We start from the raw sequence: 25715 nt of genomic DNA, 5'->3' as shown, positions 1-25715 counted from the left end.
CGCTTGTTAATTAATGATTTCACCACCAAAAAATGACAAATGAAAAAACGAATTAACAGAACTATTCGTATTTCAAAATATGTTATTTACAAGGAAACACTAGTTGATTTTAAAGAGCACTTTTGGTCTTTTGTTGGTGCTTTTATTGGTATTGGCTTAATTGCCATGATTCAATCACTATATTTACCCAAAGTAGAAAACACCTTTTTAATAGGCTCTTTTGGGGCTACTTGCGTATTAATTTACGGTGCTATTCAAAGCCCTTTTTCGCAACCTAGAAATTTAATTGGAGGCCATTTAATATCTGCCTTTGTGGGAGTAACTATTTTAAAGTTACTCCCCGATATTATTTGGCTTACAGCGCCATTAGCCGTAGCTATTTCTATTGTACTTATGCAGTTTACAAAAACACTTCATCCTCCTGGTGGAGCAACTGCTTTAATTGCTGTAATAGGCACTGAAAAAATAAGAGATTTAGGCTATTATTACTTGTTTGCACCCGTACTTTCAGGTGTTATTATTTTGCTTATAGTTGCACTTATTTTTAACAATATGACTTCGAAAAGAAGCTATCCCACAAACAGCAAATACACTCGTTCATTTAGAAAAAAAACTAAAAACTAGTTTATTTTAATAACTCGAAATAAGCATATTTAAATTAACTAAATTTTCACTTGGTTATATTAAAAAATCGGCTAATTTCGTTTAAATTATAATTACAAATTTTCTCAAATTTAAAATATTATTTTGGCTTATTACAATGCTTAAATTTACCCTATAATGAGCTTCAATTTTAGAAAAGCTCAAAACCAAGATTTACCCTTTTTACTACAACTAGAAAAGGAGGTATTTCCAACATACCAACAAAATTCAAAACAAAACATAAAAAAAAGCTTAAGCAGCAATTTTCAAGAAATTTTTATTGTTGAAGATACTATTGCTAACCAAGCTCCTATTGGTGCATTTGTATTATTTAAATATAAACTTTCAATACGCATATACTCTGTTGCTCTTATAAAAACATATCATAATAAAGGTGTTGGCTCAATTATTTTAAATTATATAAAAACTTATGCTGCGGCACATAATTTTAACACTATAATATTAGAAGTTAGCGCTACAAACCAACAATTAATTAATTGGTACAAAAAGCATAATTTTACTGAGACAGCTTTGTTAAACAACTATTACTCCGAAGGTTTACACGCCATAAAAATGAAATACAACCAAGAAAACGCTACTAAAGATTACAAAAATATTATTGTAATAAACCAGCCTTTTAAATGGCAAGAAAATACTATAAACGCCAAAGTAATTGCTGTTAAAGATTATATTAACAACGCACAATACCACAATAACCCCGACTACAGAATTTTTAACCTTTGTAGCTCATACAAATACCAAAGTTATGGCTATTATGTTTCTTTGTTAGCATCGGCACGCGGACAAAGAGTTATACCTAGCATTACGGTTATTAGAGATTTCAGAATAAAAAATGTTATTCAATCTATTGCTTTTGATTTAGATGCGCTTATAAACAAAACATTACTAAAAATTTCAAACACTGCCTTTTCTTTAAACATTTATTTTGGGCAAACACCCAACAAAAGTTACAGAACATTAGCATCAAAACTATATCAAATATTTGAAGCCCCTTTTTTTAAGGTGAACTTTATTAAAAATGAAAAATGGCTTATAAAAGACATTAAAGTTTTTACTTTTCAGGATATTGAAAATGATACTGAAAAAGATTTAATGTACAGTTTTGCAGTAAATTTTTTCAATAAAAAAAGACACAATTACCCAAAATTAGCCAATTACAAATACGATTTAGCCGTACTTGTAAACCCAAAAGAAGAAACACCGCCATCAAACGCTTTAGGCTTAGAAAAACTTAAAATAGCAGCTAATAAAAAAGGCGTGTATTTAGAGCTAATAACAAAGGCAGACGTTGATAAAATTAATGAATTTGACGCACTTTTTATTAGAGAAACCACCAATGTAAACCACTATACCTATGAGTTTTCTAGGTTGGCTTACGCCGAAGGCATGGTGGTTATTGATGACCCTTGGTCTATACTTAGGTGCTCCAACAAAATTTATCAAAATGAATTGTTTAAAAAGCACAAAATAAAAACGCCACAAACTATAGTACTGGCCAACAATATTTCTAACTTAAAACAGTTAGACGCTTTAACCTATCCAGTGGTTTTAAAACAACCAGATAGTGCGTTTTCATTAGGTGTTATTAAAGTGAATAATAAAGAAGAAGCTAAAATTGAATTACTTAAGCTATTTAAAAAATCAGACATGGTTATTTGTCAAGAATTCTTATATTCAGAATTTGACTGGAGGATAGGAATTTTAGATAACAAACCGCTTTTTGCTTGTAAATATTTTATGAAAGAAAACCATTGGCAAATTTATGATTGGAATAGTGAAAGTGATGACCCGTCAGGCGATTACGTAACACTAGCAATAAATGAAGTACCCGAAAAAGTGCTAAAAGTAGCCCAAAAAGCAGCAGCTTTAATTGGAGATGGCTTATATGGTGTAGATTTAAAAATTGTGAACAATGACGTTTATATTGTTGAAGTTAATGATAACCCCAATATTGATGCCGGTGTAGAAGATAGTGTTTTAGGCGACACACTATATGACACAATAATTGACTCTATAATTAACCGTATAAACATTGCAAAAAACGTACAAAAAATAAAATTAACAGAGTAAATATATTTTTTTAACACGACATATTGAAAACAAAAAAGCAAGCTGTTTAGCTTGCTTTTTTATTTTTTGTGGGAAGAGCAGGATTCGAACCTGCGAAGGTAAAAACCAACAGATTTACAGTCTGTCCTCGTTGGCCGCTTGAGTATCTTCCCAAAACCGAGCGCAAATATACCGCACTTACAACAATATACAAAGCAATATTTTCATAAAATTTAGTTGAGTATTAAAATTCATTCTTAAACTATCTTTTTCATAAAAAAACAGCACCTTTAAATTGCTGAAAATCAACATTTAATTTTTAAATGTTAATTTTTTTAACTATTTTTAACTAAAAATTGCTACCAATCTAATTAATCTACTCTCATGGAACTACAAGAAATAAACTTGCTTAAGCAGCAATTAAACACTTCTCACAATAGATATAAGTGTTTATACGAAAACTCTCCAGACATGCTTTTATCGGTTAACCCCGAAAACTCTAAAATAGCCGAATGCAATGAAACGTTTGCAAATAAAATGGGGTATTCTAAAGCCGAAATTATAGGTAAATCTATCTTCTTTATATATCACCCAACATGCATAGAACATGTAGAAACTGCTTATAATACATTTTTAGAAACAGGAAGAATTGATAATACTGAATTAATACTTAAAACAAAAACTGGTTCTAAAATTTATGTTTTATTGAAAGTAAACTCTATTAAAGACAACAATAATAAAATTATTTACAGCAACTCATGTTTGAGGGATATTACAGAATTAAAAGAATTACAAACAAGAAATCTTACTTACCAAAGAGTTGCTAATATTATTACTAATAAATTCTCAAAAGCACTAAACAATATTAATACAGCTGTAAGCCAACTTAACAAAGCGCCTTTTTTAAGTTTTGATGAAAAAGCACAGTATTATGTAAATTCTATTGAACAAGCATCAAAAAACATAAACCATACAGTAAACAAAATAAACAATAAAGCATAGTTTAAAACTATGCTTTATCACTACACAATTTATAATTCATATCGCAACCTAAAAGTTACAAATCTGGGCTGTATATAATAATCAACCACACTAACTGATACGTTACCTGTACTACTTTGGTTTTGCACTCTAGTATCTAATAAATTGGTTGCTTTTATTTCAAACTCCCATTTACTATCCTGATTATTTCTATAAGATAATGATGCATTCCAAAACTCAAAATCATTGATAGTGCGGTCTTCATCACTAAAATTATTATAGGTATAATCTGTTTTAAAAGTAAACTTCTTAAAAATTAAAGCATCAAATTCAACTGATGGCGATTTGGTATAAAACGTTGTTTTTCTATCTCCTTGATTATTATCTTGTGTTGTATGCCGGTACCCAATTTCAAAATTTGGTGCTTCTCTAAAATTTGTACTTAAACTGGTTCTGTAGGTATATGAATAATTTTCGTTAACCGAGGGCAAATTATTAATTACCTGATTAAATTTATTATAACTAACATTACCATTAACACGCGCTTTAAATTTACCAAAGGTTTTCTCTACACGCCCATTAGCGCTAGCACTTTCATCGGCAAAATTAGAATTAAAAGGTGTACTTACTCGTATTACACTACCGGGTTCAAAGGCAGAAGTGGTTCTAATTCTATCAACAGTTTTAGAGTAGTTTAACCTAGCCATTACGTTTGTATAATTAAACATATTGAAACTAAAATATGAAAGATTTAAATTGTGAGACAAGGCACTTTCTAACTCTTGATTACCAGAAAAAAGTGAATTATAATTGTTTAACACCAAGCCTCTTGCAAGTTGGTTTACATCCGTAAAATTAGTTTGCATGCTATAATTAAAAATAATTTGCTCACTATTTTTTAACTGAATGCGGGTGTTAAAATCTGGCAAAAGCCTAAAAAAATTATCTGTGTAACTTACATTAAACTGATTGTTTTTTGCACTGTAAGCATGTGCCGAAACACCTGGTGTAAAAGTAAAAATACCAGATTTTAAACGATAATGCGCCCCTAAATACACATCAGAAAACGTATACGCTATGTCATTAAAATTCAACCCATCATTAATTGTTGTTGTTGGATTAAAAATTGATTTATCATCTAAATATTGGAAAATTTCTGAACTAAAATCTTGTTTACTGTAAATTGTACCAAGTGTGAAATTTATATCACTTTTATTATTTAGTACATTCCAATAATCTAATTTAGCATCTAACTGATTAGATTTTACACGCTTTTCTTGTGCAATATTATAGTTTATTTGGTTGTTATCTAAACCTAAATTATTTGCCGTTTCTTCATAATTTTCTTTATCAGATAAAATGGCGTTATAAAACGGATCTTCGTCTTGTAATAAATGCTGAACTTCAAAAGCAAAAATATTTTTATCGTTTAAGGTGTAGTAATAATTTAAATTTTGATTAATACTGTAGGGCGATGTTTCTTCGGGTTGCTCTATATTACCAATAACTGTGGAAAAGTAATTTTGATCTTGAGTTTCTTTTGAAACTCTTCCTAAAATATCATAATCTAATTGATTGTTAGCATTTGGCTTATATGTAGCGCTTAACTTCAGCATACCTAAATCACTACGCTGGGTGGTATTACTCTCTGTAACTTCATCTGGAATGTTTAAATCAGGATCTGTATAAACCACTGATCTGTTTTCTTCTAATTCATTTTTACTGTTTGAAAAAATGGCAAATCCGCTTAAATCTAGAGTTTTTGATGGCGCGTAACTAAAGTTTGCGGCTCCAAATTTGGTTTCAATACTTTTAGCACGGTTATTTTGCATGGTTAAAAAGCCAATATCATTGCTACCTAAATTTATATTGGTACCACTGCTACGGCTAGGAGACCTAAAACCGCCTGAGAATTTAAAATAGTCGCGTCTTGTAAATGCCACTTCGCCAATATTATTTAAATCGCCAATTAGGTTTATGCTATATTCTGGACTGTAAAAAAACAGTTTAGGCTGTGCCAAATACAGTGTTTCATCAGGCGAATCTCCTAAACCACCTGTTACTGTACCAAACCAAAATTTCTTTTTACCTTCTTTTAGCTTAATGTTTATGGCTATGTTATCTTGGTTATTTGTAACACCACGAAGTTGCCCAATTTCGGCGTAATTTTTTAATACTTCTACCTTATCAATGGCATTTGCTGGAATGTTTTCTACAGCAAGTTTCGAGTCTCCATCAAAAAAATCTTTTCCTTCAACCATCACCTTTCCAACGGTTTTACCTTCAACCTCAATTTCGCCATCATCATTAAGCTCTACACCAGGTAACTTTTTAAGCACATCGCCTAATTTACGCTCGGTTCCAGACCGGAAAGAATCGGCATTGTATGTAATTGTATCGCCTTTAACGGTTACGGGCATTTCATAAACCAACTCTACAGCATCAAGTGTATTATCATTTTGTAGTGTAAAATTTTGAATTACAGCTTCATTAGTTACCTTAACCACAGCCTGAGCTGTTTGCATGCCAACATAACTTACTTGAACGTTATATGTTGCATTTTTTTCTACTGATAATTTGTACTGCCCGTTTTCATTAGTAATACCATAGGCATCTAACTTTTGTGTAGCCTGATTTATAGCTATAATATTTGCCAGCTCTAAAGGCGTACCTATGCTATCTTTTACTACGCCTTCAATTTTCACTTGGCCATGTGTTACCCAAACCGCTAATAAAAGCAGTACTAATATTTTGTATTTCATTGGTTGGTATTTTTTGTTTTGTTGATAATGTTTTACCCTCTTCTGCCTCCTGGTCTGCCGCCACCGCGTCTAAAATTTTGGCGCATTTCGTCCATTTTCTTTTTTGAAATTTCATCAAACTCTGCCCTAGAAACTTCTTTTCCTTTTGAAGGTACTTTTATAACTTCTTTATCATCAGGATTCATTATTATTTTTGAACAAAGTATGGTTGTGCGCCCTTCATTTACTTCTAAAATTAAACCTGGTAATCCCCAATAATCTGATGGCCCTTGGCTTACAGGAATTTGCGGTGTGTACCAAACAACTACTTCTATTTCTTCTTTTTCTGGGGCTGGTGTTTCTTTTTTGTCTTCTTCTCCTGGTTTTGGTCTTCTAAAGTTTACATCTAAACCATATTTTATTTTTTTACCTGTTGCTTTAAAGGCTGTATACTGACCTATTTTTTTGCTTTCGCCTGTCATAGTCCACTCAAATGATGGCACAGAATCCTTAATTAAAAACTTTTTACCAAACACCTCTCGCTCTTGCAAAAAAGCATTTGTTTTAATGTTTTTATATTGGTTGCCTGCAACAAAATTACCCATCATCATACGCCCAAAACCACTACCTCCACTACCTGGAGCATCAAGTTTTTCTTCTTCTTTGTAAACAGACTCTTCTCTATTAAAAGTAAGAATATATGTTTTCTCTAAGGCATTTTTAAGTCTGTCAGCTATTCTTTTTTTCATGTTTTCATCCATGCCTGGTCTTCCAAAATTATCCATATCTATGGTTGTTTTAGACATGTAATAGGCTTTACCTTGAAATTCTTGCCCCTGCATTAAACCCGTAAAAACAAAGGTTAAAGCAAATAAAATTGTAGCTGTTATAGTTTTCATTTTTTATAATTTGAGTGAAATATTTATTTTAAATTATGGTTGTAAGACAACAAGATTACATAAAGGTTTAAATGAAAACTGTTAAATGATTCTTAAAGTTTAATTTTGAAATTTTGTATTACCATAAATACTAAAAGTTTATTTTAACACAGCTATTTTTTGTAATTTCAAACTTTGTATGAAATACCTAGTTTTTATTTTTATATGTTTTCAAAATGCTTCATTTTCACAAAATAGCATTGAAACTACTTTTATTAAAAGCACAAACATTGATGCTGATGTTATCGTTTCGGTTGATAATTTCGGAACTGTTTACTACATAAAAAACAACACCTTTTATAAAAAAACGGATAAGGCTATTACTAGCTATAACAACTTACAATTAGGCCACTTACAAACCGCCAATACATTTAACCCTTTAAAAATAAACCTTTTTTACTCTGATTTTAATACGGCTATAGTTCTTGATAATAGGTTGGCCGAAGTTTTTAAAATAGACTTCAATAATATTGCCCCTTACAAAAATGTTTCTCATATTTCTAGTAGTTTTGATAATGCCCTGTGGCTTTTTAATTTAGATAATTTACAACTAGAACTGTACAACTATAAAAACAACACAACAAAAGCCAGATCATTACCTATAAAAAGTCCTGTTTTAGGTTTAACCAGCAACTACAACAACGCTTGGTTACTTACACAAAATTATATTTACCGGTATAATTATTTTGGAAATCTAATATCTAAAACTGAAAATAATGGCTACCAAGCACTGGCCGAAAGCAATGAAAACATTATTTTAAAAAGAGATAACAATCTATTTTTTTTAAAAGAAAACACTAATACAATAGCACCTATTATACTCCCTAATTTATTAATAAAACAGTTTTTTGTAACCAACGAAACCTTGTATATTTACCACCACCAAACGCTACAACAGTTTCAATTAAAAATTAATTAATACCATGCATATAGCTATTGCCGGAAATATAGGGGCAGGTAAAACAACTCTTACCAAATTACTTGCAAAACATTACAAATGGGAACCACAGCTTGAAGATGTTGTTGACAACCCATATTTAGATGATTTTTACAACCAAATGGAACGTTGGAGTTTTAACTTGCAAGTATATTTTTTAAATAGCAGATTTAGACAAGTATTACAAATTAGAGAAAGCGGTAAAAAAATAATACAAGATAGAACCATTTATGAAGACGCACACATTTTTGCTCCCAACCTTCATGCTATGGGATTAATGACGAACAGAGATTTTGAAAATTATAAATCGTTGTTTGAATTGATGGAATCTTTAGTGCAAGGACCAGATTTATTAATTTATTTACGAAGCTCTATACCCAATTTGGTAAAGCAAATACACAAGCGTGGACGCGATTACGAAAACTCTATTAGTATTGATTATTTAAGTAGATTAAACGAACGCTACGAAGCTTGGATTCATGGCTACAAAAATGGAAAACTAGTTATCATTGATGTTGACAATTTAGATTTTGTTGATAAACCCGAAGATTTAGGCGCTGTAATTAACACAATTGATGCCGAAATACATGGGTTGTTTTAAACTTTAATATAATAAAAAACCACGCCTTACAGCGTGGTTTTTTTGTGGTAAAATTTAGTTTAGTTTGTAAAAGTGGCTATCCGTTATTTTTAAGCGCTTCAACATGCGCTTTTACTTCTTGTTCAGTGCCTTTAAAAGTTTTGTATGTTGTAGACGCTTCTCCATTTTGTGTAGTAACAACTGTAACAATAGCTTTTGCTGTACCATCATCAAAATTAGTCATATCAACCTTTACTTCTTTTGTTACTTCAACCATTTCAACGGTATCATTAGTTGTATCATTATAAGCTTGCACCGCTTCATCAGTAACTAAACTTGGCGCAATTACCAATGCAACAACACTCATAAGCTTTAATAAAATGTTTAATGAAGGGCCTGAGGTATCTTTAAAAGGGTCACCAACAGTATCACCTACAACAGCTGCTTTGTGTGCATCTGTTCCTTTTTTTCCTTGTTCTTCAATTGTTTTTTTAGCATTATCCCAAGCGCCTCCGGCATTAGATTGAAAAATTGCCATAAGCACACCACATGTGGTTACACCTGCTAGTAAACCACCAAGCATTTCGGCGCCACCAATAAAACCAACCGCTACAGGTACTGCTATAGCTAATAAACCTGGTAATACCATTTCTTTAATAGACGCTTTAGTAGAAATATCAACACATTTATCATATTCTGCAACACCATTAGCAGCATCAAAGATCTTTCTATCTGCTTCTGAAGCTTTACTCATATCAGAATCATACTTACGCATAACATCTAGCGCTGCTTTTAACGCTGGTATGTCTCTAAACTGACGACGAACCTCTTCAATCATAGCCATGGCAGCTCTACCAACAGCATTCATTGATAATGCAGAAAACACAAATGGTAACATGCCTCCTATTAATAAACCCGCCATAATATCTGGTCTAGACACATCAATAGACGCTACACCTGCTGTTTTCATAAACGCAGCAAACAAAGCCAATGCTGTTAATGCCGCCGATGCGATTGCGAAACCTTTACCAATAGCGGCTGTTGTATTACCAACCGCATCTAATTTATCGGTACGCTCTCTAACTTCAGGATCTAACTCAGCCATTTCAGCAATACCACCTGCATTATCAGAAATTGGTCCGTAAGCATCAACTGCCAATTGTATACCTGTGTTAGCTAACATACCAACCGCTGCAATTGCAATACCATAAAGACCAGCAAAATGATGTGATACTAAAATAGCCGCTGCAATTAAAAGTATTGGGAACATAGTAGACATCATACCTACACCCAAACCAGAAATAATATTTGTAGCTGCACCTGTTTCAGACTGCCTAACAATATTGTTTACAGGTTTGGTTCCAGTACCTGTATAATACTCGGTTACCTTTCCAACAGCTAAACCTGCTACTAAACCAGCAATTGTTGCGTAAAACACACCCATTGCTCCAAATGGTAAACCATCTACTTCAGCAGGAATAAAATTAGTTATTAAAAAATATGATGCTATAAGCATTAAACCTGCAGAACCAAATTCACCTATATTTAAAGCTGCATGTGGCGAACCGCCTTCTTTTACTTTAACAAAGAATGTTCCTATTATTGACATTACAATACCTACTGCTGCCAAGGCTAATGGTAAATACACAGCTCCTAAACCATCAAAACCTGGTGTAACTATTAAAGCGCCAAGTACCATTGTTCCTATAATAGAACCCACGTAAGATTCAAATAAATCGGCACCCATACCAGCAACATCTCCTACGTTGTCTCCAACATTATCTGCAATAGTTGCAGGGTTTAACGGGTGATCTTCAGGGATACCTGCTTCAACTTTACCTACTAAATCTGCACCAACATCGGCAGCTTTGGTATAAATGCCACCACCCACACGCGCAAACAACGCTATAGATGAAGCTCCAAGAGAAAAACCAGAAAGTACATTTAAAACTTCAGTGATTTCCCAGCCTTGTCCGCTATAAATCATAAACAAACCGCTTAAGCCCAAAACGCCTAAACCTACTACACCCAAGCCCATAACAGCGCCACCTGCAAATGCTACTTCTAAAGCTTTACCTAAAGAAGTTCTAGCGGCGCTTGTAGTACGTACGTTGGCTTTTGTTGCTACTTTCATACCAATAAAACCGGCTAAAGCAGAACAAATAGCTCCAACTATAAATGATACGGCAACCATACCATTTGAGCCAGCTTCATTTGTGCCTTTAAAATATAATAGTACAGCTACTGCTGCTACAAATATTGATAAAATTTTATACTCTGCTTTTAAGAAAGACATAGCGCCATCTGCAATATTTTTGGCTATTTCTTTCATGGTATCTGTTCCTTGATCTTGTTTTGATACCCATGCACTTTTAATAAAAACGAATGCTAACGCTAACACGCCAAAAAGCGGTAAGAAGTCTACTATTAATTCCATATTTTTTATGTTAGTTATTAAGTTAAAAAATTAATGCGAATAAAAGTAGGAAAATAAAAGTGATAAAAAAAGCATGATTTAATTAAAGATTATTCACCTAAACCCTCCCTTAAATTATAATATTATTATTTATATGATATTTGTTAGTAAAACACACTCAAAACAATTGAATTTTTGTATGGCTAACAACTGTTTTATAATTAAAACTAATGCTGAAGTACCTGAAATAAAAAAGCCACCTAATAAAAAGGTGGCTTGAAAATTCTATTTTTTAAATATTATTAAATAGTGTAAGTGCGTTTCTTTTTATGTTCACTTTCATCGTAACGTTTAACACATTCGTGATAAATTTTCACAGCTTCTTCTGCATTACCCCAACCACCTACATCTACTTTTTTCTTTTCTAAATCTTTATAAACTTGAAAAAAGTGTTCAATTTCTTTTAATCTATGCGGATTTAAATCTATTAAATCACTTCTATGGCTCCAAACAGGGTCTGATACTGGCACACAAATTATCTTTTCGTCAGGTCCTTTTTCATCGGTCATATGAAAAACACCAATAGGTCTTACCTCCATTACTACCATTGGGTATGAAGGCTCTGTTGAAAGCACTAATACATCTAGAGGATCTTGATCTAAAGCCAAAGTTTCTGGCACAAACCCGTAATCTCCAGGATACATCATTGACGAAAATAATGTTCTATCAAAACGTATTTTGTTTAATGTAAAATCGTATTCGTACTTATTTCTACTTCCTTTTGGTATTTCTATTAAAACATCAAATGTTAATTCTTTTTTCTTACTCATGTTTGCTTCATAATTTGGTTAACAAAGGTACATAACAACCTTAGCTTTAACAACAATTAATTTATGGTGTTTGAAATTTTTACAAAACCTTAATCTTGTGGTAATTTAAACGTTGATTTGGCAAAATGTACTTTCAATATTTGCTATATTGTGCTAATTTCTTAATTGTGACTAACTCATTTATATATGCGACTATCCTTAACACTATTAAGCGCTTTCTTTTTTAGCCTATTTTTAAGCGCACAAAACAAACCTTGGCAAGGTAAATTTGAAACCATAGATAACTTAATTGCACCACCAAACAGTTATCGTTCTGCAAGTGGCGCACCTGGTAAAGATTATTGGCAACAACGTGCTAATTATAATATTAAAGCCCATTTAAACGAAACCAACAACACCCTTACTGGAGAAGAAACCATTACATATTTCAATAATTCACCAGACAACCTAACGTATGTTTGGGTAATGTTAGAACAAAACGTTAACAAAAAAGGTAATGAAGATTTTGGGGGCATAAATAACAATTTAAAAGACAGCATTACTTCTAGAAAAATGCAGTTTTTAACCAGATCTATTGATTTTCCTGCGGGTTACACTATAAAATATGTTAAAGATGGCGCCGGCAAGGATATAAAAACACTGGTTAATAACACCATGATGAAGGTTAAACTTAATACACCTTTAAAATCTGGCGAATCTACAGTTATAAACATTGGGTGGTCTTACCACATTACAGACCGCAGTATGTTTTTACTCTCTAGAGAAGGTTATGAATATTTCCCAGAAGATAACAACACCGTGTATTTATTAGCACACTGGTTTCCTAGAATGGCTGTGTACAGTGATACCGAAGGCTGGCAAAACCAACAGTTTCAAAAACTTGGTGAGTTTGCTTTAGAATTTGGTGATTATAACGTTGAAATAACTGTACCTGCAGACCATATTGTGGCTGCTACCGGTGCATTGCAAAACAGCGAAAATGTGCTTACTAAAAAACAACGCAAACGCCTAAAAACTGCTTCAAAATCTTTTGAAAAACCTGTAATGATTATTACTAAAGAAGAAGCTATTACTAACGAAAAAACAAAAAGTAAAAAGCAAAAAACATGGAAATTTAAAGCCGAAAACGTTCGTGATTTCGCTTTTGCTTCATCTAGAAAATTTTTATGGGATGCCCAAAACGTTAAACTTCCAACAAACAACGTAATGGCTATGTCTTTTTACCCCAAAGAAGGGCTGCCTGTTTGGAAAGAAGAATCTACAAAAGCCATTATGCATGCGTTAGAAGTATATTCTGAAGCCACTTTTGATTATCCGTACCCTGTTTGTATTTCAGTAAACACATCAAATATTGGAATGGAATTCCCTATGATAAGTTTTAATGGCGGAAGACCAAAAAATGGCGAAATGACTAAAAACGCTAAATCTAGAATGATTGGCACCATTATACACGAAGTTGGCCACAACTGGTTTCCTATGATTGTAAGCTCTGATGAACGCAAATGGATGTGGATGGATGAAGGCTTAAACACCTTTTTACACCAACGCACTGTTGCTGAAAGATATCCAGATTTTAACAGCGTAACACCAGCAACTATTGTACCGTTTATGAGCGGCGATAAAAACATATTACGCCCCATTATGACAAACTCTGATAACGAATTATTTTCGCAATTTGGCATGAATTTTTACGTTAAACCCACCGTTGGTTTGCAAATGCTTAGAAACTCCATTATGGGTAAAGAATTATTTGATGAAGCTTTTAAAGAATACGCCAACCGTTGGAAATACAAACACCCAAATCCGGCCGATTTATTTAGAACTTTAGAAGATGCTAGCGCTGTAGATTTAGATTGGTTTTACCGTGGCTGGTTTTTTACCACAGACCATTTAGACATGGAACTTAGTAACGTAAAATGGTTTAAAGTTTTTGAAGAAAATAAAAATATTGAAGATCAACAAAAAACTAACCAAACAAAAATTGCAAGCAACGGAAACAACAGCAACACTACAGCCAATGATTTTTCAAACGGACCAGAATTTATTAACATGATTGAAACACCTGATAAAGATTATGGTGGTTTTTTATCAAGGTTAAATGAAACAGATATTAGAAAACAACTATCTGGCAAAAATTTATACGAAGTTACCATTAAAAACATTGGTGGTCTTGTAATGCCTGTTACCATTGAATGGGTTTTTACTGATGGCACAAGAGAAATAGATCAATTACCAGCACAAGTTTGGAGGCGTAACGAATACAAAATTCAGCATACTTTTGTTAAAAGTAAAGAAGTTGCTAAAGTTAATTTAGACCCTAATTTTGAATTTGCCGATACCAATACAACAAACAACAGTTTCCCAAAGGTTAAAACAGATTCTGAATTTGATAGTTTTAAAAAAACACAATCTAAAAACTAGTAAACACTATATAAATTGCTTCACACAGCAAAAATATTGCATATTTTAACAGTATTGGTTTTCTTCTTTAGCTGCAAAAATTCTAAAGAAGAAAACCTTATTCCTATACAACAAAACACTGTTAGCGCATTACCTTTAGATGTAAAATGGCCAAAAAACAATCTGTTTTCCAAAGAAAAGGTAAATCTTGGGCGCTTACTTTTTTTTGACCCTATTTTATCGGGCAATAAAGATGTTGCTTGCGCTACATGCCACCATCCGTCTAATGGATATGCTGAGTTTAAAGATATTTCAATAGGTGTAAACGGCAAAGGTTTTGGCATCAAACGCACTTTTAACACACCTAACAATATACCATTTGTAAAACGTAATGCGCACACCATTTTAAACACTGCTTTCAATGGCATTACTATGCAAAACCATTATATACCCGAAAAAGCTCCTATGTTTTGGGATAACAGAGTGCAAAGTCTAGAACATCAAGCTTTAGAGCCAATAAAAGCTTTAGAGGAAATGCGCGGCACTAATTTTTCGGAAAAAGAAATTCTTAGTGAAGTTGTTAAAAGGTTAAAAGAAATACCAGAATACCAAACACTATTCGCCTCTGTCTTTTCAGAAGAAAACCCAATAAATGCTATAAATATTAGTAAAGCTATAGCTGCCTTTGAAAGAACTTTAATTACAAACAACACTCCTTTTGATAAGTATATGCGTGGAGATTCTACAGCCATATCACTAGCCGAAAAAGAAGGCTTCAAACTTTTTAAAAAAGTAGGTTGTATTAATTGCCACAACGGGCCCATGTTTTCAGATTTTAAAATGCATGTTTTAAGTGTTCCTGAAAATGAAAAACTAGATGCAACAGACACTGGTTTTAACAAACAGTTTGCTTTTAGAACACCCACACTCAGAAATTTAAGACATACCGCTCCTTATATGCATAATGGTACTTTATTAACTTTAGAAAAGGTTTTAGAATTTTATGAAGATCTTACTTTTAAAAAATCTAGAAACCCGCACATAGGCGTTAATCAAATTGATACTTTAGCTCAAAAGTTAACTATTAGAATGAAAGATATGCCGCTTATTATATCTTTTTTAAATACTTTAAATGATGAAGAATTTGACAAAACTACACCCAAAAAAGTCCCTAGCAGATTACCGGTTGGTGGGAATATTAATTAGTTGTAACACATTTGAAAAACACTCAAACACTTATGAATGACATTGCTTTCGGAATAATTTTTATTGGATTTGCTTTGAGTTTCTTTTCGTTTGGAATTGCGATTTCTATGAATCTTTGGATTTATTACTCTGCCGACCAAAATAAATACCCATTATTTCCGATTTTAAATCCTTTTTCTTTTTCATCATATGAATTGATGCTTAATTCCATGTTCAAACTGAAATGGAAAGTTGAGGGCGAAAATGAAAAACTAAAACGGAAATCAAATAAGTTGAGGCGATTTTCAGGAATTATGTTACTAATAACAGCTATTATCGGAATATTGAGTGCGATTTTGACTTAATTAAGAACAGAAAATATCGGATTTAAATAATGAAAGTGGAAATAAAAAAACGTGTTACAACAATGTAAAACAGCAATTACGGCGGATTCGACTACGTCCGAATCCACTCAGAATTGCTAACGTCTGTGCTAAACCGAAAAACTTCGTATATTTATCCGTAACTGACGGTTATACGAGACCGTTAACACACATGAAAAAATTACTTCTAATAATATTATATTTAAGTTTTAACCTTTGCTTTACCCAAACAGCAGTTGAACAAATTGATTTATCTAAAAGTGCTCTTGAATTAACAAAACAAAAGGTAAGCTATGACCCAAGTTACTTTTCTATAGATTATCCAAATGGAGATGTTCCAAAAAACAAAGGTGTTTGTACTGATGTTGTGATTCGTGCTTACCGAAAAATTGGAATTGATTTGCAAAAAGAAGTTCATGAAGATATGAAAGCTAACTTTAGTAATTATCCTAAAATTTGGGGACTTCAATCAACTGATAAAAATATTGACCACCGAAGAGTGCCTAATTTAATGACTTTTTTCAAACGTAAAGGTGCTGAAAAATCTATATCTAAACAGGCAGCTGATTATAAGCCTGGAGATATTGTTTGCTGGAATTTAGGTGGTGCCATAACTCATATTGGAATTGTTGTAAACAAAAAATCAAAAGACGGAAAACGGTATTTAATAGTTCACAATATTGGTAGTGGACAAGTTTTAGAAGATTGTTTATTTGACTTTAAAATAATAGGGCACTATAGGTATGGCATTTAAAATACCTGTATAAACAATTCGCTATACATTATATAAAGTACCGTTAAAGCAACACATTACACAAAAACTAAACGTAGTTTAAACACTAAAATTAAAAACACATTTAAAGTGAAACATATAAAATTTTTAGCCTTTTTATTTACAATTACCTTATTTTATTGCTGTAATTCTTCAAACATAAAAAATGGCGACATTGTTTTTAGAAGTGCTAGTAATAGCACTTTATCTGAAGCAATAAATGAGGTTACGCAAACAACAAAAAAAAGCAATTATACCCATATGGGCGTATGTAAAATTGAAAATAACACAGTATATGTTTACCATGCCGATAGTAAAAAAGGTGTAATTAAAGAACCGCTTGTAAACTTTATTAAAACTGAAAATAAAAATTATAACGTTGATGTTTACCGCATTAAAAACTTAACGAAACCGCAAATAAAACGCACTTTAGAATACGCCAAAAAATTAATTGGCAAACCTTATAACACCACATATATTTTAGAAGATGAAGGTTTTTATTGTTCAGAATATATTTATGAAATATTTAAAACCGATAGTGTTTTTAAACTAGAACCAATGACCTTTAAAAACCCAAAAACAAACACATTTCATAACGGTTGGGTAAAACATTATAATGCTTTAGGCATTGAAATTCCTGAAGGTAAATTAGGCTGCAACCCAAACGGAATGGCTAATACAGAAGCGTTGGAGTTTATTAAAAATTTACAATAAATTTAAAAGTAGAACCCAAATGTACCTGTTACCCCAAATTTTCTAGCATCTGGGTTATCAAGATAATTTCCTCTAAAATTAAAATCTACACGGAATACTTTAAATATATTGCCCACCCCAAAGCCATATTCATAATATAACTTATCTGTAGGTGCAACCAGCTGTAAATTTGCAGGATTACTTGGTACATTACTAAGCGCTTTGTTTTCATCAGACAGTTCACCCCAAACGCCACGTACACTTATAATTTCTCGTAAATTTAGCTTACGTAAAAACGGAATTCTAGAGAACAAACGTCCGTTAAAATTATGCTCAACATGAAATGATGAATAGGTATCAGACACAAACTCATAAAAATCTAATTGAGAAAAGGTATTGTAAATTGAAAAATACGATTGGTTACCAGGAATAACACTTAACAAGCCAAGTGGCACTTCGCCAAAAGTTTTTCCTGCTTCAATAGAGGTTGTTAACCTTCCAAAACCTCCTAACTGCCATGGTTGCACATAAGAAAATTGTACTTTAGTATAATCAAAATCACTATCAAAAATAGTTTTATCGCCACGGCTAACTTGAGCAAAAATACGCGAGTAATCATCATTAGCATCACGTCTTTCAACACCAAAACCTGTTGTTTTTCTGCCAGGGAAATAAAATAATGAAGCCGATGTTTCAAATTGTTTAATTTCAGAAGCAATGCCGTTAGGTGTGTTATAATCTAAACTAAATGTTGGTGATGCAGACTCTAACGTTCTGTAGTTAGCGCCAACTCTGAAAATGAGATTACGCAAGGGTTCAGCTTCTATGGCAAAACTTGTTAAATTAATGGATGTTAATTTATCATTTGAGCCTGTGCCAACAACTGCCGATGAGGCTAAACTTCTGCCTAAAACATCGGTACTTGTGGTTAAACTAGCACCTATTTGTTCAACATCACGCCTATTTCCACCAGAAATTATTAATCGGCTTTTTTTATCTAACAACCATTTACCCGAAATACCGTATTTAAATTTATCGTCTTTAAAACCATAAGCCAAAAAGCCTTCTAAACGCCATAAATCATTCCTTCCAAAATATGTTCGCGCACCGGTACGCAGGCGCAAACCTTCAACTTCGTTAAACCCAAAGGTTGAAAAAATAGGACCATAATCTAGCGGTAACGTATTAAATTCTATATAACCAGATGATAAAATACTACCTAAATTGTACAGCTGTTTAAACTTTTTTACAGTTTTTAGAGTATCTAACATTTTATAAACGCCCTTTTCATCTTTGTTTAAATCTTCCAGTCTGTTTTGTTCCCAAAAGGCATCATCGCGGTTGTAAACATCTTCATTATAATTGTAAACTTCGGCTTCATAGAATTTTTTATCCTTCGGTATATCAAATTTATAATTATCATAAAGCGTGGTACGTTTACCGTAAACGCCTCGTGATTTTTCTTTTTTATTGAAGGCGAAATCAGACATCATATAATCGCGCTTCACAAGAAATAGTGAATCGTTTAGTACTTCAAACTCTTGTTCAATATAAATTTCTTTTACCCAGTTTATATTGGCACTTTTTGATGCTTGTAAGTTAATTTCTTTAATGGCATAGGTGGTGTCTGCCACCCAAAAATCACCTTTAAAGGTTAACTCATTTTTTCGGCGCGGATAATAAATTATATTGAAACACATTTTATTATCAATATAAGCGGTATCGGCCAATACATAATTATAGGTGTTAATGCCGGTTTTTGATAGCGGACTTACAAAGCTTTTATCAAAAAACTTTAGGTAGTTGTCATACACGTTAAAATCTGAATACAAATCATCAATAAAATCAATTATTATTTGATTATTGCTGAATCCTGAGTTTTTATTACCTTTTAAAACAGCTTTTTCTTTGTTAATGGTATTATCACCATACACGCGCGATGCTGCCTCGTTTATAAACATTGGCAAATAGGTTTTACCTGTTACATTTGAGGTATCAACCTTATCGAAAACAAACTCCATACCTTTAAACAAGCGACTTTTAATTAAGGCACTGTCTATGGTATTTATATCAAATTCTACTTTTTCGTATTTATCAAATTCGTATTGGTTGAATTGTTTTAGGCCATTTTTACGCTTGTGACTCCAAATTTTTCGAAGTATATCAATAGCCGGATTATTTTTTTTAGATTGTTTTCCGGTGGTTAAAACAACTGCATCTAACTGTGCAGCTTCTTCTTTTAAAACAAATTCTAAATTGTAATTTACTTTTTTAGGAAGCGCTACAACCAATGTTTCATAACCAATAAAAGATATGGTTAATTGCTGCCAAGTTTCATCAGATTCTAAATAAAATTTACCATCTTCGTTAGTAATGGTTCCTTGGGTAGATCCTTGAAATATAACATTGGCAAATGGTACGGGTTCGTTGTTTTCATCAAACACATAACCACTTACTTTTGTTTGAGATAACACAACATTTGTAAGTGCTATAAATAGAAAAAGGGCAAAAGTTCTTATATTCATAATACAAAAAAACTTCATCAACAATCATGCTAATGAAGTTTATATAACGTAAAAAGTTTTATTTTATTTGTAAAGCACCTTTTTTACAGCTTTAATAACATCTTCATGGTTTGGTAACCATTCTGCTAATAAAACTGGTGAATATGGTGCAGGTGTATCGGCTGTGTTTAATTTTACAACTGGCGCATCTAAATAATCAAAAGCTTCAGCTTGTACTGTATATGTAATTTCGGTAGCAACACTTCCAAATGGCCATGCTTCTTCTAAAACTACTAAACGGTTTGTTTTTTTAACCGATTCAATAATGGCTTTTCTATCCATAGGACGCACAGTGCGTAAATCTATAATTTCACAAGAAATACCTTCTTTTTCTAATTCATCGGCTGCTTTGTAAGCTTCTTTTATAATTTTTCCAAAAGACACAATAGTTACATCATCTCCTTTTCTTTTAATATCTGCTACACCAATTGGTATAAGGTATTCACCTTCTGGCACTTCACCTTTATCTCCATACATTTGTTCACTTTCCATGAAAATAACTGGGTCATCATCACGAATTGCCGATTTTAATAAACCTTTAGCATCGGCAGGGTTTGATGGCACCACAACCTTTAAACCTGGTGTATTAGCAAACCAGTTTTCAAAAGCTTGCGAGTGCGTAGCACCTAATTGACCCGCAGAAGCTGTTGGCCCTCTAAATACAATAGGACACTTAAATTGCCCACCAGACATTTGCCTAATTTTAGCGGCATTATTTATAATTTGGTCAATACCAACAAGAGAAAAGTTAAAAGTCATGTACTCAACAATTGGCCTGTTACCTGTCATAGTTGAACCTACTGCAATACCAGCAAAACCAAGCTCTGCAATTGGCGTGTCTATAACACGTTTTGGCCCAAATTCATCTAACATACCTTTTGAAGCTTTGTATGCTCCATTATACTCAGCTACTTCTTCACCCATTAAGTATACGCTTTCGTCTCTGCGCATTTCTTCACTCATGGCTTCACAAACAGCCTCTCTAAATTGAATTGTCTTCATTTAAATTGTTTTATTCAAAAAGCAAAAATAGGAATTATTGCTAACAATTTCCTATAAAAATCAATACTAAAATCACTAGCTTTTAAAAATTAATAATTTTACATTAAAAGGGTAATTATAATTCAAAATCACTATCATTTTTATAGTTTATTTTTTTTATTCATTTTTAAAATAAGGTATAATTATGTTGTAAATTCACAAACAAACAGCTGTTTTTATAAGCTTTTCATCAATTTTTACTAAAATTTATTATGCGTGCATAGTATTTTTGAAAATAAATACCTAAATTCGTAACCGTTAAAAATATCTTTTATAAACTATAATTATATGAATATTTTAGTGTGTATAAGTCATGTTCCAGACACGACTTCAAAAATAAACTTTAGTGATGACAACACAAAATTTGACACCAATGGTGTGCAATTTGTTATAAATCCGAATGATGAATTTGGCCTTACAAGAGCCATGTGGTTTAAAGAAAAACAAGGTGCAAAAGTAACAGTTGTTAATGTAGGTGGTCCCGAAACCGAGCCAACCTTAAGAAAAGCTTTAGCTATTGGCGCCGATGCTGCCATTAGAGTAAACGCTGCCGCTACCGATGGCTTTTCTGTTGCCAAACAACTAACTAAAGTAGCTACCGATGGTGGTTACGACCTAATTATTGCTGGAAGAGAATCTATTGATTATAACGGTGGTATGGTACCTGGTATGTTAGCCGCTTTATTAGGTGCTAACTTTGTAAACAATTGTATTGGTTTAGAGGTTGACGGCACTACCGCAAAAGCTACCAGAGAAATTGATGGTGGTAAAGAAAGCGTTGCAACAACTTTACCTTTAGTAGTTGGCGGCCAAAAAGGTTTGGTTGAAGAAAGTGATTTACGTATACCAAACATGCGAGGTATTATGATGGCGCGCCAAAAACCATTAACCGTTGTTGATGGCATAGACACCACGGGCGAAACAGCTTCTGTGTCCTTTGAAAAACCTGCACCAAAAGGTGCTGTAAAATTGGTAGCAGAAGATAATTTAGACGAACTAATTAGCTTACTTCATAACGAAGCTAAAGTGATTTAAATCTTCCTCTAACCGCATTACGGAGAAAATTTTAATAACTCTTTTTAAGCCCTTTCTTTAAGATAGGCTTTTGAAAGATGAAAAACAAAAAAATATGTCAGTTTTAGTATATACAGAATCAGATCAAGGAAACTTAAAAAAAGGCGCTTTTGAAGTAGCCTCATATGCCAAAGCAGTAGCAAACCAATTAGGCACAACAGTTACAGCTTTAGCCATTAACGCAAGTAATACAGACCAACTTGGTAATTACGGTGTAGATAAAGTTTTAAATGTAAGCAACAGTGATTTAAACAATTTTAGCGCTAAAGTTTACGCTAACGTATTAAAACAAGCTGCCGAAAAAGAAAGCGCACAAGTAATTATTGTTAGTTCTAGTGCTGATAGCAAATACTTAGCACCACTATTAGCAGTAAATTTAAATGCTGGTTACGCATCAAATGTTATTGAAGCTCCAAGTAATACCGCACCATTTACCGTAAAAAGAAATGCATTTACTAATAAAGCGTTTGAAGTAACTCAAATTAACACCAATGTTAAAATTGTAGGAGTGTCAAATAATGCTTTTGGTTTAGTTGAAAATAGCGCAAGCGCTACTACCGAAGATTTTTCGCCAGCAATTGAACCCTCAACAGTAACCGTTGAATCTGTTGATAAAGCTACCGATAAAGTAACCATTGCAGATGCTGATGTTGTTGTTTCTGGCGGACGCGGTTTAAAAGGTCCTGAAAACTGGGGCATGATTGAAGAATTAGCCGATGTATTAGGCGCTGCCACCGCTTGTTCTAAACCAGTATCAGATTTAGGCTGGAGACCTCACAGTGAGCACGTTGGGCAAACAGGTAAACCCGTAGCATCTAACCTTTACATTGCTATTGGTATTTCTGGTGCTATTCAACATTTAGCTGGAGTTAACGCTTCAAAAGTAAAAGTAGTTATTAACACCGATGCCGAAGCTCCTTTCTTTAAAGCAGCAGACTATGGCGTTGTTGGAGATGCCTTTACAGTAGTACCTCAGCTCATTGAAAAATTAAAAGCTTTTAAGGCTCAACAATAAATTATTTTTTTATAAATTGTAGCTTAAAAGAACTGTTTAAATTCGGCATTATTTCCAATAATCTGCCTTGGCAGTTGGTAAATTCCAAATTTAAACAGTTCTTTGCGTTTTTATAAATTATGAGCCTAGTAAGATTAAACATTAAGGGAATTTCTTATAGTCAAACCCAAAATGGTGCTTATGCACTTATATTGAATGAAGTTGATGGTGAACGAAAACTGCCTATAGTTATTGGTGCCTTTGAAGCCCAATCTATTGCCATTGCTCTAGAAAAAGAAATTAGGCCTCCAAGACCTTTAACCCACGATTTATTTAAAAATTTTGCCGACAGGTTTGACATTGTAGTTAAGCAAGTTATTATACACAAACTAGTTGATGGCGTTTTTTATTCAAGTTTAATTTGTGAACGCGATAAAATTGAAGAAATTATTGATGCCAGAACTAGTGATGCTATTGCTTTAGCGTTACGTTTTGAGGCTCCTATTTTTACCTATAAAAACATTTTAGATAAAGCTGGTATTTATTTAAAAGTAAACCCTGAAAAAGAAACTGAAGAAGACAACAATAATGTTGAAGATATTTTAGGTGATGATTTTGTTGCTGAAGAGTTAGAAACTACCAACGCGCCATCAAAACAAAACTACGCAAACAAAACAATACAAGAACTTCAAAACCTTTTAGATGAAGCTGTTTCAAATGAAGATTATGAAAAAGCCGCACATATTAGAGACGAAATTTCAAAACGAAAATAATTAATTATGAAACAACTTTTTCTGTTTTTCACAGCCGTTTTGTTGGCTTTTTCTACTACAACTTTTGCCCAAAACACAGAAAAAGAAATACTTTCAGAAAGTAACACCGAAACATTACAATTAAATGCTAATAATGATACTTCAATTAGTACAACATTAGTAAACAATGCCATTGAACCAGAAAACACAATAATAGCAAGCCAAGGCTTTTCGTTAAACAGCCTTTGGCGTGGTGCTTTAGGTATGGTTTCACTTGTTTTTATAGCATTTCTTTTTAGCAGTAACCGTAAAGCTATAGATTGGAAAATTGTAGGTATTGGTTTAGCTTTTCAACTAATTATTGCCATAGGTGTTTTAAAAATAACGTTTGTAAAAGCCATTTTTGAATTTATTGGAAGCCTCTTTGTTAGTGTACTAGATTTTACACGTGCTGGCAGTAAGTTTTTGTTTGAAGGTTTGGTGGTAGACATGGATACGTTTGGTTTTATTTTCGCATTTCAAGTATTGCCAACCATCATTTTCTTTTCAGCATTAACATCTGTACTATTTTATTTGGGTATCATCCAAAAAGTTGTTAAAGGTATGGCTTGGTTACTTTCAAAAGCATTAAAAATTTCTGGAGCAGAAAGTTTAAGTGTTGCAGGTAACATATTTTTGGGTCAAACCGAAGCTCCACTTTTAATAAAAGCATATTTAGAAAAAATGAACAAATCTGAAATGCTTTTAGTTATGATTGGTGGTATGGCAACCGTTGCAGGCGCTGTATTAGCGGCTTACATTGGTTTTTTGGGTGGTGATGACCCTGAACTTCGATTATTTTATGCAAAACACTTATTAGCAGCATCAGTAATGGCGGCACCCGGCGCTATTGTTATTTCAAAAATACTTTTTCCGCAAACCGAAGATATTAACACCGATGTAAAAGTTTCTCAAGAAAAAATAGGTGCTAATTTTTTAGATGCCATTGCAAATGGTACTACCGAAGGCTTAAAACTAGCCGTAAACGTTGGTGCAATGCTTTTGGTTTTTGTTGCTTTTATTGCCATGTTTAATGGTATTTTAGGATGGGTTGGCGATGTTTCTAACATTAATACTTGGATTGCTAAAAACACAGCTTATCAAAGTCTTTCGCTTGAATTAATTCTTGGTTATGCCTTTGCGCCCTTAATGTGGTTAATTGGTGTAGCTAGCGAAGACATGGCACTTATGGGGCAATTATTAGGCATAAAATTAGCCGCCAGCGAATTTATTGGCTATATTCAATTATCCGACTTAAAAAATGCATCAAACGCCATTCACCTTAATTACGAGAAATCAATAATTATGGCTACTTACATGCTTTGTGGTTTTGCAAATTTTGCATCTATTGGCATCCAAATTGGCGGCATTGGTTCATTGGCACCTGGACAACGCAAAGTATTATCGCAATTTGGCATAAAAGCCTTAATTGGCGGTACTCTAGCCTCTTTAGTTTCGGCTACAATTGCTGGTATGATTATTGGTTAATAAATTCTTGCGAAAGCAGGAATCTCAGAATGACAAAGCAAAGAACAATTAATTCCCTCTAGCTGCTTTAATCTCACTCTTTTAGGTAAGTTAATAACTTTTAATATAAAATTGCTCTGGAATCTTAAAGATTCATTACATATCTTTATTTTTATTTTCAAAAAAATAATTCACTAACAAAAATAGTTTCTTCCC

20 protein-coding genes and 1 tRNA gene are annotated in these 25715 nt (G+C 32.9%); 14 read left to right on the top strand and 7 right to left on the bottom strand.

Features of this window, described 5'->3' with window-relative positions:
• The first annotated feature begins 39 nt into the window (after nucleotides 1-39).
• The gene (locus tag ACYX4H_RS07855) at nucleotides 40-624 is read left to right on the top strand and encodes an HPP family protein (RefSeq protein WP_147137845.1); all 585 of its coding nucleotides are present in this window, start codon (nucleotides 40-42) and stop codon (nucleotides 622-624) included.
• Between the two features lie 156 nt (nucleotides 625-780).
• Nucleotides 781-2733, top strand: a complete 1953-nt coding sequence (locus ACYX4H_RS07850; protein WP_476235712.1) for a GNAT family N-acetyltransferase — start codon at nucleotides 781-783, stop codon at nucleotides 2731-2733.
• 69 nt (nucleotides 2734-2802) lie between these two features.
• Here the strand turns inward: ACYX4H_RS07850 and ACYX4H_RS07845 are convergent.
• Nucleotides 2803-2885: transfer RNA gene (locus tag ACYX4H_RS07845), tRNA-Tyr, on the bottom strand.
• 211 nt (nucleotides 2886-3096) lie between these two features.
• Between ACYX4H_RS07845 and ACYX4H_RS07840 the strand changes: the two genes are divergently transcribed.
• Nucleotides 3097-3714, top strand: coding sequence for a PAS domain-containing protein (locus ACYX4H_RS07840; protein WP_476235711.1), 618 nt, complete (start codon nucleotides 3097-3099; stop codon nucleotides 3712-3714).
• A 29-nt stretch (nucleotides 3715-3743) separates the two neighbouring features.
• Here ACYX4H_RS07840 and ACYX4H_RS07835 read toward each other — a convergent pair whose 3' ends face one another.
• Nucleotides 3744-6455, bottom strand: a complete 2712-nt coding sequence (locus ACYX4H_RS07835) for a carboxypeptidase regulatory-like domain-containing protein (protein WP_476235710.1) — start codon at nucleotides 6453-6455, stop codon at nucleotides 3744-3746.
• A 32-nt stretch (nucleotides 6456-6487) separates the two neighbouring features.
• Entirely contained in the window at nucleotides 6488-7333 is an 846-nt protein-coding gene (locus ACYX4H_RS07830) for a GLPGLI family protein (protein ID WP_476235709.1), read from the bottom strand.
• A 178-nt stretch (nucleotides 7334-7511) separates the two neighbouring features.
• On the opposite strand from ACYX4H_RS07830, the gene ACYX4H_RS07825 reads away from it, so the two are divergent.
• Both ACYX4H_RS07825 and ACYX4H_RS07820 read left to right on the top strand, forming a co-directional pair.
• Nucleotides 7512-8291, top strand: coding sequence for a hypothetical protein (locus ACYX4H_RS07825; protein ID WP_476235708.1), 780 nt, complete (start codon nucleotides 7512-7514; stop codon nucleotides 8289-8291).
• A 4-nt stretch (nucleotides 8292-8295) separates the two neighbouring features.
• On the top strand, nucleotides 8296-8910 hold the full coding sequence (locus tag ACYX4H_RS07820; protein WP_475294605.1) for a deoxynucleoside kinase: 615 nt from the start codon (nucleotides 8296-8298) through the stop codon (nucleotides 8908-8910).
• Nucleotides 8911-8986: 76 nt separating this feature from the next.
• Here ACYX4H_RS07820 and ACYX4H_RS07815 read toward each other — a convergent pair whose 3' ends face one another.
• On the bottom strand, nucleotides 8987-11326 hold the full coding sequence (locus ACYX4H_RS07815) for a sodium-translocating pyrophosphatase (protein WP_476235707.1): 2340 nt from the start codon (nucleotides 11324-11326) through the stop codon (nucleotides 8987-8989).
• 281 nt (nucleotides 11327-11607) lie between these two features.
• Nucleotides 11608-12135: an inorganic diphosphatase gene (locus ACYX4H_RS07810; RefSeq protein ID WP_147137876.1), complete on the bottom strand. Its 528-nt coding sequence runs from the start codon at nucleotides 12133-12135 to the stop codon at nucleotides 11608-11610.
• A gap of 186 nt (nucleotides 12136-12321) precedes the next feature.
• Between ACYX4H_RS07810 and ACYX4H_RS07805 the strand changes: the two genes are divergently transcribed.
• The 5 genes from ACYX4H_RS07805 (at nucleotide 12322) to ACYX4H_RS07785 (ending at nucleotide 17589) form a co-directional block, all read left to right on the top strand.
• Complete coding sequence (locus ACYX4H_RS07805; RefSeq protein WP_476235706.1) at nucleotides 12322-14556, top strand: M1 family metallopeptidase; 2235 nt, start codon at nucleotides 12322-12324, stop codon at nucleotides 14554-14556.
• Nucleotides 14557-14571: 15 nt separating this feature from the next.
• Nucleotides 14572-15741 (top strand): cytochrome-c peroxidase, encoded by a 1170-nt coding sequence (locus ACYX4H_RS07800; protein WP_476235705.1) that lies wholly within the window; start codon nucleotides 14572-14574, stop codon nucleotides 15739-15741.
• 32 nt (nucleotides 15742-15773) lie between these two features.
• On the top strand, nucleotides 15774-16085 hold the full coding sequence (locus ACYX4H_RS07795) for a hypothetical protein (RefSeq protein WP_476235704.1): 312 nt from the start codon (nucleotides 15774-15776) through the stop codon (nucleotides 16083-16085).
• 190 nt (nucleotides 16086-16275) lie between these two features.
• The gene (locus tag ACYX4H_RS07790) at nucleotides 16276-16857 is read left to right on the top strand and encodes a DUF1287 domain-containing protein (protein WP_476235703.1); all 582 of its coding nucleotides are present in this window, start codon (nucleotides 16276-16278) and stop codon (nucleotides 16855-16857) included.
• 108 nt (nucleotides 16858-16965) lie between these two features.
• Nucleotides 16966-17589, top strand: a complete 624-nt coding sequence (locus ACYX4H_RS07785; protein ID WP_476235702.1) for a YiiX/YebB-like N1pC/P60 family cysteine hydrolase — start codon at nucleotides 16966-16968, stop codon at nucleotides 17587-17589.
• 2 nt (nucleotides 17590-17591) lie between these two features.
• Here ACYX4H_RS07785 and ACYX4H_RS07780 read toward each other — a convergent pair whose 3' ends face one another.
• Nucleotides 17592-20093: a DUF5686 and carboxypeptidase-like regulatory domain-containing protein gene (locus tag ACYX4H_RS07780; protein ID WP_476238617.1), complete on the bottom strand. Its 2502-nt coding sequence runs from the start codon at nucleotides 20091-20093 to the stop codon at nucleotides 17592-17594.
• A 63-nt stretch (nucleotides 20094-20156) separates the two neighbouring features.
• Nucleotides 20157-21134, bottom strand: a complete 978-nt coding sequence (locus ACYX4H_RS07775) for a pyruvate dehydrogenase complex E1 component subunit beta (RefSeq protein ID WP_476238616.1) — start codon at nucleotides 21132-21134, stop codon at nucleotides 20157-20159.
• A gap of 327 nt (nucleotides 21135-21461) precedes the next feature.
• Between ACYX4H_RS07775 and ACYX4H_RS07770 the strand changes: the two genes are divergently transcribed.
• The 4 genes from ACYX4H_RS07770 (at nucleotide 21462) to ACYX4H_RS07755 (ending at nucleotide 25520) form a co-directional block, all read left to right on the top strand.
• The gene (locus ACYX4H_RS07770) at nucleotides 21462-22208 is read left to right on the top strand and encodes an electron transfer flavoprotein subunit beta/FixA family protein (RefSeq protein WP_476238615.1); all 747 of its coding nucleotides are present in this window, start codon (nucleotides 21462-21464) and stop codon (nucleotides 22206-22208) included.
• Between the two features lie 94 nt (nucleotides 22209-22302).
• Nucleotides 22303-23262: an electron transfer flavoprotein subunit alpha/FixB family protein gene (locus ACYX4H_RS07765; protein ID WP_476238614.1), complete on the top strand. Its 960-nt coding sequence runs from the start codon at nucleotides 22303-22305 to the stop codon at nucleotides 23260-23262.
• A 119-nt stretch (nucleotides 23263-23381) separates the two neighbouring features.
• The gene (locus ACYX4H_RS07760) at nucleotides 23382-24014 is read left to right on the top strand and encodes a bifunctional nuclease family protein (RefSeq protein ID WP_476238613.1); all 633 of its coding nucleotides are present in this window, start codon (nucleotides 23382-23384) and stop codon (nucleotides 24012-24014) included.
• Between the two features lie 6 nt (nucleotides 24015-24020).
• On the top strand, nucleotides 24021-25520 hold the full coding sequence (locus tag ACYX4H_RS07755) for a NupC/NupG family nucleoside CNT transporter (protein WP_476238611.1): 1500 nt from the start codon (nucleotides 24021-24023) through the stop codon (nucleotides 25518-25520).
• Nucleotides 25521-25715 lie beyond the last annotated feature (195 nt).

Source organism: Seonamhaeicola sp. ABD4_340 (assembly GCF_056312135.1).
The sequence above is the reverse complement of the archived record's forward strand: the minus strand, read 5'-3'. Positions and strand labels throughout refer to the sequence as shown.

What these genes read in the sequence shown, in the direction of transcription:
- ACYX4H_RS07855 (WP_147137845.1), top strand. Translation starts at nt 40, where the DNA reads ATGAAAAAACGAATTAACAGAACTATTCGTATTTCAAAATATGTTATT.
- ACYX4H_RS07850 (WP_476235712.1), top strand. Translation starts at nt 781, where the DNA reads ATGAGCTTCAATTTTAGAAAAGCTCAAAACCAAGATTTACCCTTTTTA.
- ACYX4H_RS07840 (WP_476235711.1), top strand. Translation starts at nt 3,097, where the DNA reads ATGGAACTACAAGAAATAAACTTGCTTAAGCAGCAATTAAACACTTCT.
- ACYX4H_RS07835 (WP_476235710.1), bottom strand. Translation starts at nt 6,455, where the DNA reads ATGAAATACAAAATATTAGTACTGCTTTTATTAGCGGTTTGGGTAACA.
- ACYX4H_RS07830 (WP_476235709.1), bottom strand. Translation starts at nt 7,333, where the DNA reads ATGAAAACTATAACAGCTACAATTTTATTTGCTTTAACCTTTGTTTTT.
- ACYX4H_RS07825 (WP_476235708.1), top strand. Translation starts at nt 7,512, where the DNA reads ATGAAATACCTAGTTTTTATTTTTATATGTTTTCAAAATGCTTCATTT.
- ACYX4H_RS07820 (WP_475294605.1), top strand. Translation starts at nt 8,296, where the DNA reads ATGCATATAGCTATTGCCGGAAATATAGGGGCAGGTAAAACAACTCTT.
- ACYX4H_RS07815 (WP_476235707.1), bottom strand. Translation starts at nt 11,326, where the DNA reads ATGGAATTAATAGTAGACTTCTTACCGCTTTTTGGCGTGTTAGCGTTA.
- ACYX4H_RS07810 (WP_147137876.1), bottom strand. Translation starts at nt 12,135, where the DNA reads ATGAGTAAGAAAAAAGAATTAACATTTGATGTTTTAATAGAAATACCA.
- ACYX4H_RS07805 (WP_476235706.1), top strand. Translation starts at nt 12,322, where the DNA reads ATGCGACTATCCTTAACACTATTAAGCGCTTTCTTTTTTAGCCTATTT.
- ACYX4H_RS07795 (WP_476235704.1), top strand. Translation starts at nt 15,774, where the DNA reads ATGAATGACATTGCTTTCGGAATAATTTTTATTGGATTTGCTTTGAGT.
- ACYX4H_RS07790 (WP_476235703.1), top strand. Translation starts at nt 16,276, where the DNA reads ATGAAAAAATTACTTCTAATAATATTATATTTAAGTTTTAACCTTTGC.
- ACYX4H_RS07780 (WP_476238617.1), bottom strand. Translation starts at nt 20,093, where the DNA reads ATGAATATAAGAACTTTTGCCCTTTTTCTATTTATAGCACTTACAAAT.
- ACYX4H_RS07775 (WP_476238616.1), bottom strand. Translation starts at nt 21,134, where the DNA reads ATGAAGACAATTCAATTTAGAGAGGCTGTTTGTGAAGCCATGAGTGAA.
- ACYX4H_RS07770 (WP_476238615.1), top strand. Translation starts at nt 21,462, where the DNA reads ATGAATATTTTAGTGTGTATAAGTCATGTTCCAGACACGACTTCAAAA.
- ACYX4H_RS07765 (WP_476238614.1), top strand. Translation starts at nt 22,303, where the DNA reads ATGTCAGTTTTAGTATATACAGAATCAGATCAAGGAAACTTAAAAAAA.
- ACYX4H_RS07760 (WP_476238613.1), top strand. Translation starts at nt 23,382, where the DNA reads ATGAGCCTAGTAAGATTAAACATTAAGGGAATTTCTTATAGTCAAACC.
- ACYX4H_RS07755 (WP_476238611.1), top strand. Translation starts at nt 24,021, where the DNA reads ATGAAACAACTTTTTCTGTTTTTCACAGCCGTTTTGTTGGCTTTTTCT.